Here is an 18,013-nt window from a genome sequence, read left to right as displayed (position 1 = left end):
ACGCCCGCCTCGATGGCCACGCCCATCGACTGCGTCTGCGGGCTGTGACCGCATTCGCCGCGGTCCTTCGCCTCGGCGTAGGACTGGCAGCGCCGGGCCGTCGAGGCCGTCGGCGCGGAGGTGCGAGCCAGCCAGTACTACGACCGGCACGATCCGGTCAGATCCTCGGCGGCCCCCTACGACCAGGCCACGGCCCGGCGGCTGTGGGAGGTCACCGAACGGCTGCGCGGTCCCTTCCCTGGCCGCTAAGGCGCCTCCCTGCTGGCGAGCTGTCATACGCGCACACGGTTTATATGCGTCGCGCGTCCGGGCCGCCGCCGTGCAGACTGCTCCATGAGGTCCGGCCGCGGTGACGTCGCGGCGGGCGGCCTCGTCGCGGTTCCTGACAGGGGTGGTGGCATGGGTACGAGGCTGCGGACGTTGTCCACAGGCGGCCGCGCGTTCGTGTGGACGGCCGACATCCGGCATGTGTCCGGCTCCGGGGACTGCCACCGGTGCATCCGGTTGCGCGTGTGGGGCTCCGGGAAGAACGGCCGGGCCCTGCAGGCGGACCTGCTGTCCACCGGTCTCGGCCCGTGGGGGGCGTGCGTGACCGACAACGCGTACCCTCTCCCGTCGGACGTCCGCGCGGTCATCGAACGCGGCCTGGCGTCCGGCTGGGACCCGGACGCCCGAGGCGGGACGTTCCCGCTGACGGAGCGCGAGCACGCGCACGACTGGGAGCTGCCCGGCTTCCTGGTGACCGATCGCCTCCAGGACCCCGAAGCGCCGGACCCGACCGCACGCGTCCTGCGCGCCTTCGAACGGCGAAAGGGCGGCGAGCAGGAGGAGTGACGGGCTTGTCCCCACCGCGAAGCGACACCGAGCCGGGAGACGAAGCCCTCGTTGTCTCCCGGGAACGGCCTCAGGGCGTCGTCACGCCTCCGGCTGTCGGGGAGCGCCCGGCGGTGCGTCGGATCCGTACATCTTCTCGTGCTGCTGGCGAGGCGAACAGACCGACGCCGACGGGCAGGCACACCGGCGCCCGCCGTCGTCGAGCCGGACCGTCACCGTGTCGGACGGGACGTTGTGGCCCACCACGCTTCCCTCGCCCTGCGGGGTGCTGACGCGGCTGCCGACCCGGGGCATCCGGTAACGGGTCTCCATGTACAGCGGGTGCTCGTACTTCAGGCAGCACATCAACCGGCCGCAGGCGCCCGCGATGCGCAACGGGTTGACCGGCAGGTCCTGGTCCTTGGCCATGCGCACCGACACCGGCTCGAAGTCCTTCAGGAACGTGGCGCAGCACAGGTCACGCCCGCAGGGACCGATGCCGCCCTGCAGCCGGGCCTCGTCGCGGGGGCCGATCTGCCGCAGCTCCACCCTGGCCCGCAGGTTGCGGGCCAGGTCGCGGACGAGGGCGCGGAAGTCGACGCGGTGCGGGGCCGAGAAGTACACGGTGAAGACGTTGTCCGCGTCGAGGTAGTCGACGCCCACCACCTTCATCGGCAAGGCGTGCCGCTTGATCAGCCGCTTGGCCACGCTGCGCGCCTCGGCCCGCCGGCGTTTGTTGGTCTCGTCGCGGGTGAGCTGCTCCTCCTCCGCGATGCCCGCGCACACGGGCAGTCCGTCGATGTCCTCGCTCACGTACTGCGGCGCCCACACGCACTCGGCCACCTCGGGTCCCGCGTCGGTGGGCACCAGCACCTTGTCGCCCACCTTGGGACTGTGCGGGCCCGGGTCGAGGTAGTAGAGCCTCCCGTAGCGTGTGAAGCTCACGGCCATGATCATGCCCATGGGCTGCGGCTCGCCTCCTGTCGGCCTCGGGGGTCTTACGGCCTTCGGTTGCCACACTACGTGCGCGGGCCCGCTCGTGGTGAGGGGTGTCAGCCGCAGACGTCCGTGAGCATGCGCGAAATGCCGTGGTCCGCCATGAGCCTGAATTGGGTGAGGGAGCACTTCTGGTCGACCACCTGTGCGACACCCGGCCGTGTCCGCAAGGTGGCGGCCACCTTGGCGGAATCGGTCCCGGCTCTCAGACGGACGCGGAACGACATGGGCATGTCCGTGACCTTCGTGGCGGCGAGAAGGGCCTTGTTGCCGGTGAACGCCTTCTTGAAGTTCTCATACGCCTGCTCCTGATCTTCGAAGATGACCTCCTGGACCCCGGGCATCGCCTTGATCGCGCGCGCCAGCTCGTCCGTGTCCTCGGCGGTGATGCCCTTGCCGTGCTTCGAGGTCCTACGGCTCGCCTCATAGCTCTTGCAGGAGGGCAGGTCGGATGAGCCGACGCAAAGGAACACCGAGATGTCCACCGGCTTGTCGCGGAAACGCGCGGCGGTTTCCGTCACGGTCCGGTCGGAGACCTGCGCCACGCCGGGCAGAGTCTTGGCCGCAGCGGACACCGGCTGCGGCCGCACGCCCGGGCCGAGCGTGAGCCGGTAGGACGCCGGCACGTCGTCCGCCTTCACCCGGGCGACGATGCCCGGTTGGCCGGCGAACGCCTTGCGGAAGCGCTCATAAGCCGCTTCGCGGTCCTCGTAGAAGACCCTGGCGACCCCGGGCAGCCGGCCCAGCGACTCGGCCAGAGCCTTGGTCTGCTGCTCGGTGGCGGCGCGCCCCTGGCATGCCTGCTTGTCCTCCTCCAGCCCCGTGCACAGGAACACCGACACGTCGGCCGGGTCAGGAGCCTGCGCCCGGGCCGACGCCACGCTCACCTCTTCCCCGGCGCCCGAGACCGTGAAGCCCACGACCGTCGCCGCCCCCGCGACCACGACCGCCGCGGCACCGACCGCCGCGAGCCTCATGCTCACCCCGAACCGCCGTCGATCCGGCACCACCAGCGGCCTCAGCGCGCCGACCTCGACCGTGGCCCCCGCTTCGCCGAGCGCCTCGCGCAGGCGGTCCTCCACAGGGCTGTTCACAGTGCCTCCCCAAGTGCTCGGCCGAGGGCCGCGAGCCCTCGTGCGATGGTGGACCTCGCCGTGCCGCCGCTGATCCCCATGGTCTCGGCGATCTCCTGGTCGGTGAGGTCGAGGTAGTAGCGCAACGTCAGCGCCTCGCGCTGCCTGGGCGGCAGCGCGCTCAGGGCGATGAGCACCTGGCGACGCTCCTCCCCCACCAGCGCGGCGCTCTCCGCCGACCAGACAGGCGGTTCGTACGGCACGGCGCGCCGGAACACGGTGGCGCGCCTGCGCAGCACCGAACGGCACCCGTTGAGCACCGCCGACCTGACATAGACCAGCGCCTTGCCGGGGTCGCGCAACCGGGACCGCCCGACATGGGTGCGCGCGAAGGCGTCCTGGACGACGTCCTCGGCAGTCGCCCGGTCACCGACCATGATCAGCGCCAGGCGCACGAGACCGACGTGATGCTCGGCGAAGATCGTCGCCATATCCACGCGATCCCGGGTCCGGGCCTCCCGATGGGAGAGCAGTTCGACTTCCACATCACAGAGACGCACGGGGAGCCAGTCTGCTGCTCGGCTCCGCGATCCGGTTGAGATCTCTCACCTGGGGGCCGTCTTTCGGTGGCGGCGAGAGGTGTCGCTTACCGAAGAAGACGGCCGGCTGTGCGCTCGTCACGGCGCCCAGCCCGTGAGCCTTCACGACCGGCCATGACAGACGGCCACCGACGACGGCGGGTGGGGCAACTTGGCTTTGCCGTAACCCCGAAGCCATGAACCGCGCTCAGCACGTCCTCACGGCCGGCCATGAGAAGTCCATTCACGACGGCGGGTGGGAAGCCGGCTGTGCCGTAACCCCGGAATCAGAAGCTGCACTCACGGGCGGCCACCCACGGCGGCGCACCTCATCCAAAGCGAGCGTCAGCCGCAGAGATCAGATGAGATTCCGTGGCCCACATACAGCTTGGTGTTGAGGGAGAAGCACCTCACGTCCATCGCCTGGGCGACCCCCGGTCGCTCACCCAGGACGGCGGCCACCCTCGGCGAGTCGGCATCGGACTTGAGCCGGATCCGGAACGACTCCGGCATGTCGCTCTTCCTCGTGGCCGACAGGAGCGCCTTGTTGTCGGCATAAGCCTCCCGGAAACTCGCGTACGCCTCGGCCTGGTCCTCGAAGTGGACCTTCTTGACCTCGGGCATCGCCTTGATCTCGCGCTCCAGCGCGTCCCTGTCCTCGGCGGTGATGCCCTTGCCGCGCTTCGAGGTCTTGCTCTTCTCGTATTTCTCGCACGCCGACGACGACGCCAGGGACGAGGCCCCGCAGAGGAAGACCACGACATGGTCCGTGTTCTTGTCGTCGGTCAAATCGTAGCCGCCGGTCATGGTCCGGTCGGAAACCAGTGCCACGCCCGGCATTCTCTTCGCCGCCCCAACGACCTTCGCCAGCTTCGTGCCCTTTCGCACCGTTATCTGGTACGACTCCGGAACATCCTCCGGCCGCACCTTCGCCACGATGTCCGGCTGGTCGGCGAATGCCTTGCGGAAGCGCTTGTAGGCGGCCTTCCTGTCCTCGAAGGTCACCTTGGCGACTCCAGGCACCTTCCGCAGGGACACGGCCAGAGTCCTCTTCTGCCGCTCGCCGGTGGGCCGCCCGTGGCAGAAGTCGTCGCGCTCCTCCCGTCCCGTGCAGAGAAACACCGACACGTCGGCCCGCCGAAGGGTCTGTGTCCAAGGAGCCGCAGCCGCGCCTTCGCCGGCGCTGGACGCCGCGACACTTCCGGCGGTTCCCACTCCCAGGACCCAGACCGCCGTCGCCGCCACCGCCAGCCTCGTGGCCACCCGCCGCCACCGGCCGCCCAGCACCTCAAGCCGCCTCAGCGCGCCGCCGTCCGCCTCGCTGAGCCCCTCGTGTAAGTGGTGTTTCACAACGCTGTTCACCATGCCTCCAAGGGCGCAGCAGGCGTACCGGCCTGTGCGCATGATCCGTCGTCGCACACCGTCCGCGTGCACCCGAACGTCCGGGCCGGCGCCCCACGCTGGGCGACGATCGGGCAGTTGCGGATGTCATGCCGGAGTCGCATATGACGATCATGGCACCAGTCCATGGTGAGCACGTTCGCGCAGCCGGCCGAAGAAAGCGACTGAGAGTCTGAGCGAAGAAGACGGCCGGCTGTGCGCTCGTCACGGCGCCCAACCCGTGAGCCTTCACGACCGGCCATGACAGACGGCCACCGACGACGGCGGGTGGGGCAACTTGGCTTTGCCGTAACCCCAAGAACAAGGAACAGCGCCCTCACGGCCGGCAAGCCAGGGCAACAGCGACGGCCGTAACCCCGAAACGCCCGACCGGCCGTAACAGAGGGGGCCAGGTCGTGAGAACTACGCTGCACGCAAAGACAGCATCATCGCCTCGACGGCGATCTGGGGGTTGACGCTGGCTTCGAGGCGTTCGCGGCAGCGCATGATCGCGTCGATGCGCCGCAGCGTCTCCTCCGGCGTGGACTCCCGCGCCATGCGGTCCAGGTCGAAGCGGATGTCGTCGTTGGCCAGCTCCACCGCTGCCCCGAACTGCATGGCCAGCACGTCGCGGTAGAACGAGACCAGCTCCAGCAGCGCCGCGTCCAGCGAGTCGCGCTTGATGCGCGTGGCCCGCGACTTCTGCCGGTCCTCCAGCTCCTTCAGCGCCCCGGCGCCGCCCCGCACCAGGCCCCGGTTGAGCCCCTTGCCCGTGGATCCCTCCCCGTACAGGCGGCGCAGCTCGGCCGTCTCCGCCTCGTTGAGCGTCGCGGTGGCCGCCGCAGCCTCCTCCTCCGCGGTCTTCACCAGGCGCTCCGCCGCCGCCACGCACTCCCCCACGCCCGTGAGCGAGCGGGGGATGCCGAGGACGGCCTCGCGCCTCCGGCGGACGTTCTCGTCCATGGCGAGGGCGCGGGCCCGGCTGATGTGGCCCTGGGCGGCGCGGGCCGCGAACCGGGCCGTCTCCCACGGCACGCTGTCACGTGTCGCCAGCACGTGCGCGACCGCCTCGGTGCCGGGCGTGGTCAGCGTGATGACGCGGCACCGCGACCGGATGGTGATCATCATGTCGTCGGGCGCCGGGGCGCACAGCAGCCACACCGTACGCGGCGGCGGCTCCTCGATGGCCTTGAGCAGGGCGTTCGCCGCCGACTCGGTGGCCCGGTCGGCGTCCTCGAACAGGATCACCCGCCACCTGCCCTGCGTGGGCGCGCCGGCGGCGCGCAGGATCAGCTCCCTGGTCTGCTTCACGCTGTACGACAAGCCGGCGGGGCGCACGGTCTCCAGGTCGGGGTGGGAGCCGATCAGCACCTGGTGGCACTGGTCGCAGTGGCCGCAGCCGCCCTCGGGGCAGAGCAGCGCGGCGGCGAACGCGCGCGCCGCGTCCTCCCTGCCGGAGCCGGGCGGGCCGGTGAACAGCCACGCGTGCGTCATGCCGGCGCCGCGCCCGCCGTCGACCACCTCGCGCGCGGCCGCGGCGGCCCGCGACAGGACGGCGACGGCCTGGTCCTGCCCGACGAGATCGGCGAAAACTGTCACGGACAAAGGCTAGTCGCGGATGGCCGGCATCGTGCCCGTGGCGTCCTCGGCCTCCTGGGGCACCGGGTCGGGCAGGATCTCGTGAACGCGGTCCTGGATGGCGCGGGTGATCTGCTCCGGCGTGAGCGTGCCGTCGACCACCAGGTAACGCTCGGGGCTCGCGGCGGCCAGCGCGCGGAACTCCTTGCGCACCCGCTCGTGGAACTCCAGCGGCTCGGACTCGATGCGGTCGGCCGCGCCGCCCAGCCGGGTCAGCCCGATCGAGGGCGGCGTGTCGATGAGCACGGTCAGGTGCGGCAGCAGGTCGCCCGTGGCCCAGGAGTTGACCTTGGCCACCTCCTCCGGGTCGAGCGCCCGCCCCGCGCCCTGGTAGGCCAGCGACGAGTCGACGTAGCGGTCGCAGACCACGATCGCGCCCCGCCGCAGCGCCGGCCGGATGACCTTCTCCACGTGCTCGGAGCGGTCGGCCGCGTACATCAGCGCCTCGGCGCGCGGCGACAGGCCGCGCTCGGCCGCGTCGAGCAGGATGGCGCGCAGCCGCATGCCGACCTTGGTGGAGCCCGGCTCGCGGGTCTGCACGACGTCGTAGCCCTGGTCGCGCAGCCAGATCGCGATCATGCGGGACTGGGTCGTCTTGCCCGAGCCCTCGCCGCCCTCGAACGCGATGAACAGGCCCGGCATGTCCTCGCCCCCCTCGGGCCGGAACCGCTCGCCGCGCACCGCCGCGATCAGGTCGTCGGACAGCGGCACGCCCTTGCGGTCGTCCATGTGGCGCAGCGCGAGGAAGCCGACGGCCACGGCCAGCGCCCCGCCGAGCAGCAGCACCAGGTTGGACCCGTCGAAGCGGTAGGAGAGCTCCCCCGCGTCGAACCGGTGCTCGCCGAACAGGGCCGCCAGCGGGTTGGCCACGGCGACCACGAGCAGCAGCGTCACCCGCGCCGTGGACTGCAGGAACGAGAACGTACGGCCGCGCATCGCGTCCTGCACCTCTAGGCCGATCAGCGTGTAGCCGATGATCCAGGCGATGCCCGCGCACGCCCCCAGCACCACGGTCAGCATGACCACGATCGCGAGGTTGTGGATCAGCGCGATCGCGGCCAGCACCAGGCCCGCGACGGTGATGGCCAGGCCGAACAGCCGCCGCCTGGACAGCTCGCTCAGCAGCCTGAGCCCGAAGAACATGCCCAGCGCCATGCCGACGAAGACCGCGCCGAACACCACGCCGTAGGCCGCGTCGCCGCCGCCCAGCGCGATCACGTAGATCTTCGCCACGCCCACGACCGCGCCGCCCGCCGCGAACGCGCCCAGCATGCCGATGATCAGCCCGCGCACCAGCCGGTCGCCGCCGACGAACCGCCAGCCCTCGACGACCTGCTTGAGCACCGACGGGGTGGAGATCGCGCCGTCGCGCCTCGGGATGTCGCGCAGCGTGAAGATCAGGAACGCCGACACGAGGTAGGCCAGGGCGTTGAGCACCAGGGCCACGCTGGTCGGGTCGAGGCCGGACAGCGACGGCACGAGGCTGCGCAGGGTGTCGCCCGCCACCGACAGCGCCGCGAACAGCAGGGCCGCGACGGGCGCGCTGCCGTAGGTGACCAGGAGGTTGAGCCGGTTGGCCGCCTCCAGCTGGTCCTTGGGCACCAGGTTGGGGACGGTGGCGTCCTTGGCCGGCACCCAGAACAGGTTGACGCACTCCACGAGCAGCGTCGCGACGATGATCCACTGGTAGCTGCCGATGACCGGGATCGACAGCACCACGGCGAAGCGCGCCAGGTCGGAGACGAACATCGTCAGCCGCCGGTCGAACCGGTCGGCGAAGGCCCCGGCCAGCGGGCCGAGCAGCACGGCGGGCAGCATCTTGGCGATGAACACGCCGCCCACGGCCAGCGACTGGACGCGGTAGTCGTCGCCCCGGGTGAGATTGCCGGCCAGGGCGGTCAGGGCCAGGATGTTGAGCCAGTCGCCCAGGCTGCACACCGACATGGCCGTCCACAGCCGGCGGAACGGTGCGTTTGCCAGCACGTTGGCGGGTCGGCGTCGGCCAGGGACGGTCATGATGTCAGCGTATCCAGGTGCTCGCCGGGACTGGGAAGGCATGCGACGGACCGGGCACGCCCGGCTGTCCGCCGCCTGAGAGTATTACGTCGGCAGGCCGGCGCGCAGGTTTCACACCGCGAATGGGCCCCCGAGACGACCACGCGGTGTTCACACCCCGCATGGGCCACGGAGACGACCACGGCCGCGCCACTCCGCCCGCGCACGTACGGCCCGCCACGACCACGACCACGACCACGACCACCGTTACGGCTCAGGTTCACCCCGGGCATGCCGGACCAGCGGCAGCCAGGCCGAGCGCACGGCGGCGGGCAGGGGCAGCTCGTCCCAGAGCTCGACGAGCAGCACTCCGTCGACGTGCGCCAGCAGGTCATCGGGTCCGCCTGCCCTGAGCAGCGCGGCGTACGCCTCCCGCCGCTGCGCGCGGTCGGCCAGCTCGTACGTCCGCCCTCGCACGTTCACCGTGGCGAGCGCCCGCGCCGGCGGTAACCTCGGCAACCGGCTCGGCACATGGAACGGCCTGCCGTCGTCGGCGACGCCGCGTGTGAACTCGACCTTGGGCTCCAGGGCGAGCCGGAACCCGGCGGCGTCGAGGATGCGCCCCGCCGTCTCCAGCGTCGGCGATTTGCGGCCGTGCTCGTACGCCGACAGCGTCGTGCGCGACGTGCCGCTGGCGCTGGCCAGGGCCGCCTGCTTCATGCTCGCGGCATGCCTGGCCTGCTTGAACAGCCAGCCGCCGCGCTGTGCCCAGAACGTGACGTCGGGGACGCCGCCCCGCTCGTACATGCTCCCGGCCGGTGAAGACGTCATCGCCACCTCCCGAGTATCCCGTCGGATACTACGCCAGGCGGGCTCCGGTGACCAGGGGATCGCGGAAAGTCACGATCGCAGCTCCAGCAGCGTGATCTCCGGAGGCGCGCCGACCCGTACCGGCGGGCCCCAGAACCCGGCGCCCCGCGTCACGTACACCTGCACCCCGTCCACCGTCGCGAGCCCCGACACGACCGGCTGCTGCAACGGCACGAGCAGGTTGAACGGCGCGATCTGCCCGCCGTGCGTGTGTCCCGAGAGCTGGAGGTCCACCCCGTACCGGGCGGCGTCCGTGACCTGCACGGGCTGGTGCGCGAGCAGCACGGTGGACCGGCTCGTGTCACGCCCGCCCAGGGCCTTGGCGAAGTCCGGGCCGTCGTCCATGGTGGCGCCGTTGACGTCGTTGACGCCGGCGAGGTCCAGCACGCCGCCCTGGTGGCGGATCTCGACCCGCTCGTTGCGCAGCGACCGCACGCCGAGCTGATCCAGCTCCTCGATCCACTCGCCCGGGCCCTTGGACGTGTAGTACTCGTGGTTGCCCGTCACGAAGAAGGCGCCGTACCGGGACTCCAGGTCGCGCAGCGGCCGGGCCAGCGGGCCCAGCTCGGCCACCGTACCGTCGACCAGGTCGCCGACGATCGTCACCACGTCCGGCCTCAAGGAGTTGATCATCCGGACGATCCGCTCGGTGTGCGCGCGTCCCGTGAGCGGTCCGAGGTGGATGTCGCTCACGACGGCGAACCGCAGGCCGCTCAGCCGCTGGTCGAGGTGGGGCAGCGTGACCTTGACCGGCTCGATCACGGGGTCGCCCAGCGCGGTCCGCACGCCGTACCCGACGGTGCCGATCGCGCTCACGCCCGCGACGGCGGCGGTGGCCCGCCCGAGGAACAGCCGCCGGCTCATCTCGGACGGCGACGCCGGACCAGCGCCCACCGCGGACGCCGGCTCCGGAACGACTCCAGCCGCGCCGCCGTCACCGCCGGCGCGATCGTCACCGCCCGCACCGTCACGGTCCGGCGCCGCGACCCCGTCCCCGGCCGGGACCGTCTCCAGGACCCGCGCCTCGGCGCCCGCCCGCCGTCCGCCCCGGCGCACGACCGCCCACGCGACCGCCCGCGGCACCTCCAGCACCAGCAGGAACACCAGCAGATAGAACATGATCGCCAGCCACAGGTACCCCGGCCAGGCCAGCCAGTGCCCCGCCTCCACCCGCGAGCCCACGAACGTGACCACGATCAGCGCCCCGAGCCCCGCCAGAACCCAGGTCAGGGCACGGCGCAGCCGCCCCGGCCGGGTGGTGGAGCGCACCAGCCGGTGCCACAGGTACAGGTGGACGGCGCCGACCGCGGCGACCATCATGACGACGAAGCCCAAGACCACGCCGTCATGCTACGAGCCGCGCCGCCCGGCGCGACGGCCGCCCTGAGAGGGCTCTCAGCGAGAGGCCCCGGCGGACCAACCGGGATCCCGACCAACCGGGATCCCGACCACCCGGGGGCCCCGGACCACCCCGGGGGTCTCCCGACCACCCGGGGGCCTCCCAGTGGGAGAGGCGGCTCAGGACTTGGCCGCGGGCTTCTTCGCCGCCGTCGTCTTGGCGGTCGCGCTCTTGGCCGTCGTGCTCTTGGCCGTCGTGCTCTTGGCCGTCGTGCTCTTCGCGGCCGTGCTCTTGGCCGCGGCCGGCTTCTTGGCGGCGGGCTTGCGCGCCGCCGGCTTCTTCGGCGCGGGCGCCCGTTCGCGCCGCTCGGCCAGCAGCTCGGCGGCCCGCTCGATGGTGATGTCCTCGACGGTGTCGCCCTTGCGCAGCGACGCGTTGGTCTCGCCGTCGGTGACGTACGGCCCGAACCGCCCCTCCTTGACCACCACGGGCTTCTTGGAGTTGGGGTCCTCGCCCAGCTCGCGCAGCGGCGCGGCCGCGGCGGCCCGCCCCCTGCCCCGCTGCTTGGGCTGCGCGAACAGCTCCTTGGCCTGCTCGATCGTGACCGTGAGCAGGTCGTCCTCGGAGGCCAGCGACCGCGAGTCGGTGCCCTTCTTCAGGTACGGGCCGAACTTGCCGTTGTGGGCGACGACCTGCTCGCCCTCCAGCTCGCCGACGACCCGCGGGATCGACAGCAGCTTGAGCGCGTCCTCCAGCGTCACCGTGTCGAGCGACATGGTCTTGAACAGCGAGCTGGTGCGCGGCTTGGCCGCGTCGGCCTTCTTGGTGCGCCGCTTCGGCGCCCCCTCCTCCTCCTGCGCGGCGGGCAGCACCTCGGTGACGTACGGGCCGAACCGGCCGTCCTTGGCCACGATCATGTGCCCGGTCGCCGGATCGTGCCCCAGCTCCCGGTCGCCCGTCGGCCGCGAGAACAACTCCTCGGCCTTGTCGGCGGTCAGCTCGTCGGGCGTCATGTCCTCGGGGATGTTGACGCGGGCGCCGTCGCGGTCGAGGTACGGGCCGTACCGGCCGACCCGGATCACGATGTCGGTGCCCCTGATCGGGAAGGAGCTGATCTCCTTGGCGTCGATGTCGCCGAGGTCGGTGACCATCTCCTTCAGGCCCTCGTCGCCGTCGTGGCCGAAGTAGAAGCGCCGCAGCTCCGGCACCCGCTCGGCCCGGTCGTTGGCGATGTCGTCGAGGACCTTCTCCATCTCGGCGGTGAAGTCGTAGTCGACGAGGTTGCCGAAGTGCTGCTCCAGCAGGTTGACCACGGCGAACGCCAGGAACGACGGCACCAGCGCCGTCCCCTTCTTGAACACGTAGCCGCGGTCGAGGATCGTGCCGATGATCGAGGCGTACGTGGACGGCCGCCCGATCTCGCGGTCCTCCAGCTCCTTGACCAGCGACGCCTCGGTGTAACGGGCCGGCGGCTTGGTCGAGTGACCGGCCACGTCCAACCGCGTCAGGCCGAGCACGTCGCCCTCGGCCAGGTTGGGCAGCCGCTTCTCGGAGTCGTCGCGGTCGGTCGACGGGTCGTCGGCCCCCTCCACGTACGCCTTCAGGAAGCCGTAGAAGGTGATGGTCCGGCCCGACGCGCTGAACTCGACGTCCTCGCCCGACGACGACCGGCCGCCCACCTTCACCGAGATGGACTCACCGGCGGCGTCCTTCATCTGCGACGACACCGTGCGCTGCCAGATCAGCTCGTACAGCCGGAACATGTCGCCGGACAGCCCGGTCTCGCCCGGCGTGCGGAACTCCTCGCCGGAGGGCCGGATCGCCTCGTGCGCCTCCTGCGCGCTCTTGACCTTGCTGCTGTAGACGCGCGGCTTGTCGGGCACGTACGCCGCGCCGTACAGCTTGATCGCCTGCGAGCGGGCGGCGGCGATCGCGGTCTCCGACAGCGTGATGCTGTCGGTACGCATGTACGTGATGAAGCCCTGCTCGTACAGCCGCTGCGCGACCTGCATCGTGTACTTGGCCGAGAAGCCCAGCTTCCGGCTGGCCTCCTGCTGCAGCGTGGTCGTCCGGAACGGCGCGTACGGCTTGCGCGTGTACGGCCTGCGCTCGACGGACCGGACCGCGAACGAGGCGCCCTGGAGCCGCGCGGCCAGCTCGCCGGCGGCGGCCTCCGACAGGTGCAGCACGTCGTTGCTCTTGAGCAGGCCGGTGCTGGCGAAGTCACGGCCCTGCGCCACCCGCTTGCCGTCGACCCCGGTCAGCGTCGCGGTGAAGTCGCGCGGCTTCTCCTCGGGCTTGTTGCTGTCGAACAGCGCCTGCAGGTCCCAGTAGTGGGCCGCCGTGAACGCCATGCGGTCCCGCTCGCGCTCCACGACCAGCCGCGTCGCCACCGACTGCACGCGCCCCGCCGACAGGCGCGGCTTGACCTTCTTCCACAGGACGGGGCTGACCTCGTAGCCGTAGAGGCGGTCGAGGATGCGCCGGGTCTCCTGGGCGTCGACCAGGCGCAGGTTGAGGTCGCGGGGGTTGGAGACGGCCTCGCGGATGGCCTGCGGGGTGATCTCGTGGAACACCATGCGGTGGACCGGCACCTTCGGCTTGAGCACCTCGCGCAGGTGCCAGGCGATGGCCTCGCCCTCGCGGTCCTCGTCAGTGGCCAGGAACAGCTCGTCGGCGTCGCGCAGCAGCTGCTTGAGCTTGTTGACCTGCGCCTTCTTGTCGGGGTTCACGACGTACAGCGGCTCGAAACCGTGATCGACGTTGACGCCCAGGCGTGCCCACGCCTCCCCCTTGAACTTCTCGGGGATGTCATCGGCCTTCTCCGGCAGGTCGCGGATGTGGCCGATGCTGGACTCGACGATGTAGCCGCGCCCGAGGTACCCGGCGATCGTCTTCGCCTTGGCGGGCGACTCGACGATGACCAGGCGTGTTCCGCCGGCGCTGCCGTTGTTGGCTGGCACGCTGCTTCCTACCTCGCTGTTCGCTTGCAATTCCCCCTGCCGGGAGCCGGCACAGATCTGAAAGGTAACCCGACTCGCGGAAATTTCCTTCCCCCGGGGCTACCCACTAGCTTTCGGGTCCACCCACAAGCACGCAGAATAAGGCCCAACGAGCGGCACCGCGCCCTGACTCACCCTGGAGACTAATCGTTGTGCTCGACTACTCCTACATGGATATCTTCATTCCGCGCGACCTCTCCCGCGAAGCCGCACGTCAGCTGCTGACCGAGCACGCGGAGTACGGACAGTGGGAGCTCTCCCGGGTGCGCCTGCACCCTGACGGGAGCCGGCACGTACGGCTGCGTCGCAAGGTCATGCGGGTCCGCAGCACCCTCTGACCTCTCCGACCTCTGCCGACGCCCTCCGACATCTGTTCAACGTCCAGGGCCGCCGACGGCTTCCACGGCCCCTCCGCGGGCTCGCGCCGCCCTCCGGACGCGGACATGGCTTTGCCCGTCCCGGGCCGCGCCCCCGAGACGGGCAAAGCGTCTGTGGACCCGCCCGCCTCCTGGTGCGGAGCCGGGCGGGGTTTTCGGTCCGGCCGCCCATGGCGTGAGCGGCGGTCCGTACCTCTTCTTATGGGTGTCGACGTCAGCCCTTACCAACGGGTGAGAGGCGCGGGACGTCAGGTAAGGCTGGTCGGTCGCTTACTCCGCGTGCCTGTGCCGCACGGGCTTCGGCGACCTGCTGTGCCTGCTTCTCGCTTCCGGCTACTTCCGGCTACTTGCGGCTATTTCCGGCTACTTCCGGCCGAGGCGGAAGCGGCGGGTCGCCGCGAACAGCGTCGCGGAGGCGGCGCACATCCCGCCCAGGAGCAGCGCGACCAGGGCGCCGAAGCTCATCCCGGTGACCCCGGCGGGCCGGGCGGCGCTCATGAGACCGATGTCACCGACCGGGAGGGAGCGAGTGGCCGAGGTGGCGGCGCCGCCGACCGGGGTGGAGGCGACGAGCGAGGTCGCCGGGGAGACCACGGACAGCGGGCCGGACACGCCGCCGGCGTTGGTCGCGACCTCCTTGGCGTGCTTGCCGCGCTTGACCGGCTTGGCGGGCTTGGCCGGCTTGGCCGGGTGCGCGGGGGTCGCGGGCCGGGCGGGACGGTCGGGCAGGCCCGGCAGCGACGGCAGGACCGGCAGACCCAGCGAGTCGGACATGTCGCCCACGACGGGGAGCCCGGCCGCGCCCTGCATCTGACGCGTCACGTTGCCGGCGCCCGCCAGGCCGCCGACGGCCGGGACCGCGGGCAGGGCGGGCAGCATCCCGCCGCCCTGGGCGGTGGGGCTCGCCGCGTACGGGTGACGCCCCGGGCCGCCGTGCCCGCCGTGGCCCTCGTCGGCCGGCTTGCCGACGTGCGCACCGCCGAGGCACCCGGCGGCCGCGTCACCCAGGACGGCGACGGCGTTGCCGCACACGTTGATCGGAGCGGTGATCGGGGCGACGACCTGGTTGCCGCCGAGCACCGAGCCCCGGCCGGACGTCGTGTTGCCACCGGCGCCGGAGCCGTGCTGCGGCGAGACGCTGGCGCCGCCCTTGCAGCGCGCCTCGGCCAGGCCGAGGGCCGCGACGGCGTTGCCGCAGGCGTTGATCGGGGCGGTGATCGGGGCGACGACCTGGTTGCCGCCGAGCACCGAGTTGCGGCCGGACGTCCGGTTGCCGCCGGCGCCCTGGCCGCCGCCGTTCTTCACCGACGCGCCGCCCTTGCACCCGGCGAAGGCCCCTCCGAGCACGGCCACCGCGTTGCCGCAGACGTTGATCGGAGCGGTGATCGGCGCGACCACCTGGTTGCCCGCCAGCACGCCCGAACGGCCGGACGTCGTGTTGCCGCCGGCACCCGACCCACGGCCGCCGGAACCCTCCACGGACGCCCCGCCCTTGCAGCCGGCGACCGCGTTGCCCACGGCGTTGCCGCAGGCGGTGATGGGCAGGCTGATCGGGGCGATGACCTGGTTGCCGCTGCCGGCGCCGAAGCGCCCGTCGGTGTCGTTGCCCCCCGAGCCCGGCCCGCCGTGTCCGCCGTGACCGCCGCCGTAGCCCTTGCCGCCGCCGTGGTGCCCGCCCGGGCGCCCGGTCGTGACCGACGAGCCGCCCTTGCAGCCCGCGAACGCCTCACCGAACGCCGCGACGGCGTTGCCGCACACGTTGATCGGGGCGGCGATCGGCGCGACGACCTGGTTGCCGCCGAGGACCGAGCTGCGTCCGGAGGTGGTGTTGTGGCCGGCGCCGCCGCCGCGGCCGTTGTTCTTGACCGAGGCTCCGCCCTTGCATCCGGCGGTGGCCTCGCCGAAGACGGCGACCGCGTTGCCGCAGGCGTTGATCGGCGCGGTGATGGGCGCCGTCACCTGGTTGCCGCCGAGGACGCTGTGGTCGCCGGAGGTGCGGTTGCCGCCCGGGCCGCCGCGGCCGTCGTTCTTGACGGTGGCGCCGCCCTTGCAGCCGGCGTCGGACCTGCCGAACAGGGAGACGGCGTTGCCGCACGCGTTGATGGGGGCGGTGATGGGTGCGTTGACCTGGTTGCCGCCGAGGACGCTGGAGTCGCCGGACGTCCTGCCGGGGATGCCGGAGCGGCCGGTGTTCTCCACCGACGCGCCGCCCTCGGAGGAGGCGCGGGACTCGCCGACCGCGGCGACGGAGTTGCCGCTGATGTCGATCGGCAGGGTGACGGGCAGGTTGACCTGGTTGCCGCCGCCGACGGAGTGGTCGCCGGAGGTGTCGGCGAACGCGGTGCCGCCGCCGAACGACATGACCGCGACCGCGAGCAGAGCCGCGGGTGTGGAAGCCTTCGCCCACGTACGCATGATGAGTGCTCCTATGACTTCTGGGGGGAATGAATTGCGCCTGACGATCCGCGGGAGGCGAGGCCGTACGGGAGCGTGACGCATCGCCGTACAAGCGGGACCTCGCGGACCGCGGATCAGTGATGACTGACGTGTCGCCCGCCGGCGGAGGGGCTCATGCCCCACCGGTTCGTGCGGGCGGGCTCACGGTGCCGCCGGCCTGGTCGCCGGCGGCCCTGCCCGTCGCGGACGGGAACCATGACTCTCGCCCGTGTCGCCCGGCCCGATCCGGCCGGGGGCCACTTCGCGTGACGGCCACTTCGCGTGACGACCACTTCGCGTGACGGCCGGTTCCCGACGACGAGCGTCTTCGCCGGACGACCGCCCTGGCGTGACGGGCGTCCTGCCCGACGCCTCGCCGTGGTTGCGACGAGCGTCCCGCCTGACGCCCCGCCTTGTGCGGCGGGCGCCCGGCGTGACAGGCGTCTGGCTGCGTCGGCCGCGGCCCGTGCGGGCCGGTGGCGAAGGGAACTGCGACAGTCCCGGACGAGTGGAACCGGGCGGAACCCGCCGGTCCCGGATGAGCGGGGCCAGGATGGAACCCGCCGGTCCCGGGCTGGCGGAACCTTGCCGGTTCCGGGCGAGTGCGGGCCATGGCCGCGCTCCGCCGCCGGCCCGTGAGGACCGGCTGCAACGGCGGGGTCAGTCAGGTGAGAAAGAAGGGTCGTCCGCCGCTGTGCGGACGACGGGGGGAAGCTCGCGCGCCACGACGACGTGCCTGGCCTGAAGCGCCGGGTCGTACACGGACCTCGCGATGTCCCCCATGCCTGGCCCGAACGGGCCGCCACCGCCGCCGGGCACCAGTCCGTCGGTGCCCAGGATCTTGTTCGCGGTGGAGGAAGGCGGCAGGCCGGGGTCGGACTGGCTGGTGAGCCCGTCGACCGTGCGCCCTGCCATGGCCTCGGCGTCGTCCGCCGCCGAGATGCCGCCGTCGCCCGTGGGGAAACCGTCCATGATGGACCCGGTGACGGTGGTGCCGGAGGTGCTGGAGCGGGAGTCGTCGAGTGCCGCGATTCCCGTGGCGGCTCCGCCGGCCGCGTCTGCCGCGGCCGTGTGCGCCGCCGTCGTGCTCGCGGCCGTGTGCGCCGCGGCTGTGCTCGCGGCGGCCGGAGCGGCGGAGAACGTCCCGAACAGGACGGCGAGCAACCAACCGGCGGCGATCACGCCCCCGGCCACGGCCGCCCGCGCGACCACCCGGCGGGCACCGGCCGCGAACCGCGCCATCCGGTGCGCCCGCTCGGTGATCGCCTCGCCTGCCGGGACGGCCACGGGCACGGGCGCGCCGAAGACGGCTCGGGCCATCGCCCTCGGCCGTCGCACCGGCGTGCGTGTCACGTGACCTCCTGAAGCTCCGGAACCGGCCCCATGTCGTGGGGCCGGTTCCTGGACTCACCCCTCAACGGTCCGTAACCGTAGCAGCACCCAAGGTGATCGCAAGCCGTTTTCAGCGGAGTCCCATGAATCAGTCAAGCCACAGCTTCACCAAGCCTCACCAATC

14 protein-coding genes are annotated in these 18,013 nt (G+C 71.8%); 3 read left to right on the top strand and 11 right to left on the bottom strand.

Annotated features, from left to right (window positions below):
• The first annotated feature begins 120 nt into the window (after nt 1-120).
• Nucleotides 121-249: a hypothetical protein gene (locus HT134_RS47125; RefSeq protein ID WP_281387660.1), complete on the top strand. Its 129-nt coding sequence runs from the start codon at nt 121-123 to the stop codon at nt 247-249.
• 150 nt (nt 250-399) lie between these two features.
• Nucleotides 400-834, top strand: a complete 435-nt coding sequence (locus HT134_RS26540; protein ID WP_175603185.1) for an integrase — start codon at nt 400-402, stop codon at nt 832-834.
• A gap of 81 nt (nt 835-915) precedes the next feature.
• Here the strand turns inward: HT134_RS26540 and HT134_RS26535 are convergent, their stop codons facing one another.
• The 9 genes from HT134_RS26535 to topA form a co-directional block, all read right to left on the bottom strand.
• A complete protein-coding gene (locus HT134_RS26535; RefSeq protein WP_376768115.1) occupies nt 916-1,764 on the bottom strand; it encodes a PSP1 domain-containing protein in 849 nt (282 codons plus the stop codon).
• 101 nt (nt 1,765-1,865) lie between these two features.
• Nucleotides 1,866-2,903, bottom strand: coding sequence for a permease-like cell division protein FtsX (locus HT134_RS26530; RefSeq protein ID WP_175603183.1), 1,038 nt, complete (start codon nt 2,901-2,903; stop codon nt 1,866-1,868).
• The gene (locus tag HT134_RS26525; protein ID WP_175603182.1) at nt 2,900-3,373 is read right to left on the bottom strand and encodes a SigE family RNA polymerase sigma factor; all 474 of its coding nucleotides are present in this window, start codon (nt 3,371-3,373) and stop codon (nt 2,900-2,902) included. The genes HT134_RS26530 and HT134_RS26525 overlap by 4 nt, the downstream gene beginning before the upstream one ends.
• A gap of 432 nt (nt 3,374-3,805) precedes the next feature.
• Nucleotides 3,806-4,825 (bottom strand): permease-like cell division protein FtsX, encoded by a 1,020-nt coding sequence (locus HT134_RS26520; RefSeq protein ID WP_175603181.1) that lies wholly within the window; start codon nt 4,823-4,825, stop codon nt 3,806-3,808.
• Between the two features lie 438 nt (nt 4,826-5,263).
• Nucleotides 5,264-6,439, bottom strand: a complete 1,176-nt coding sequence (locus HT134_RS26515; protein ID WP_175603180.1) for a DNA polymerase III subunit delta' — start codon at nt 6,437-6,439, stop codon at nt 5,264-5,266.
• 9 nt (nt 6,440-6,448) lie between these two features.
• Nucleotides 6,449-8,494 (bottom strand): dTMP kinase, encoded by a 2,046-nt coding sequence (gene tmk, locus HT134_RS26510; RefSeq protein ID WP_175603179.1) that lies wholly within the window; start codon nt 8,492-8,494, stop codon nt 6,449-6,451.
• 246 nt (nt 8,495-8,740) lie between these two features.
• Entirely contained in the window at nt 8,741-9,304 is a 564-nt protein-coding gene (locus HT134_RS26505; RefSeq protein WP_217708394.1) for a helix-turn-helix transcriptional regulator, read from the bottom strand.
• Between the two features lie 69 nt (nt 9,305-9,373).
• On the bottom strand, nt 9,374-10,684 hold the full coding sequence (locus HT134_RS26500) for a metallophosphoesterase (RefSeq protein WP_312888445.1): 1,311 nt from the start codon (nt 10,682-10,684) through the stop codon (nt 9,374-9,376).
• Between the two features lie 177 nt (nt 10,685-10,861).
• A complete protein-coding gene (gene topA, locus HT134_RS26495) occupies nt 10,862-13,645 on the bottom strand; it encodes a type I DNA topoisomerase (RefSeq protein WP_175603178.1) in 2,784 nt (927 codons plus the stop codon).
• A 209-nt stretch (nt 13,646-13,854) separates the two neighbouring features.
• On the opposite strand from topA, the gene HT134_RS26490 reads away from it, so the two are divergent.
• Nucleotides 13,855-14,022, top strand: a complete 168-nt coding sequence (locus tag HT134_RS26490; protein ID WP_205302617.1) for a DUF5703 family protein — start codon at nt 13,855-13,857, stop codon at nt 14,020-14,022.
• 402 nt (nt 14,023-14,424) lie between these two features.
• Here the strand turns inward: HT134_RS26490 and HT134_RS45985 are convergent, their stop codons facing one another.
• Together HT134_RS45985 and HT134_RS26480 are read right to left on the bottom strand one after the other, a co-directional pair.
• Nucleotides 14,425-16,476, bottom strand: coding sequence for a chaplin family protein (locus HT134_RS45985; RefSeq protein WP_175603177.1), 2,052 nt, complete (start codon nt 16,474-16,476; stop codon nt 14,425-14,427).
• 681 nt (nt 16,477-17,157) lie between these two features.
• Nucleotides 17,158-17,850, bottom strand: a complete 693-nt coding sequence (locus HT134_RS26480) for a hypothetical protein (RefSeq protein WP_312888443.1) — start codon at nt 17,848-17,850, stop codon at nt 17,158-17,160.
• Nucleotides 17,851-18,013: the final 163 nt, after the last annotated feature.

The organism is Nonomuraea rhodomycinica (assembly GCF_013363995.1).
Taxonomy (GTDB): Bacteria; Actinomycetota; Actinomycetes; order Streptosporangiales; family Streptosporangiaceae; genus Nonomuraea; species Nonomuraea rhodomycinica.
Note: the sequence above shows the minus strand (reverse complement) of the source record. Positions and strands in the feature narration are given on the sequence as shown.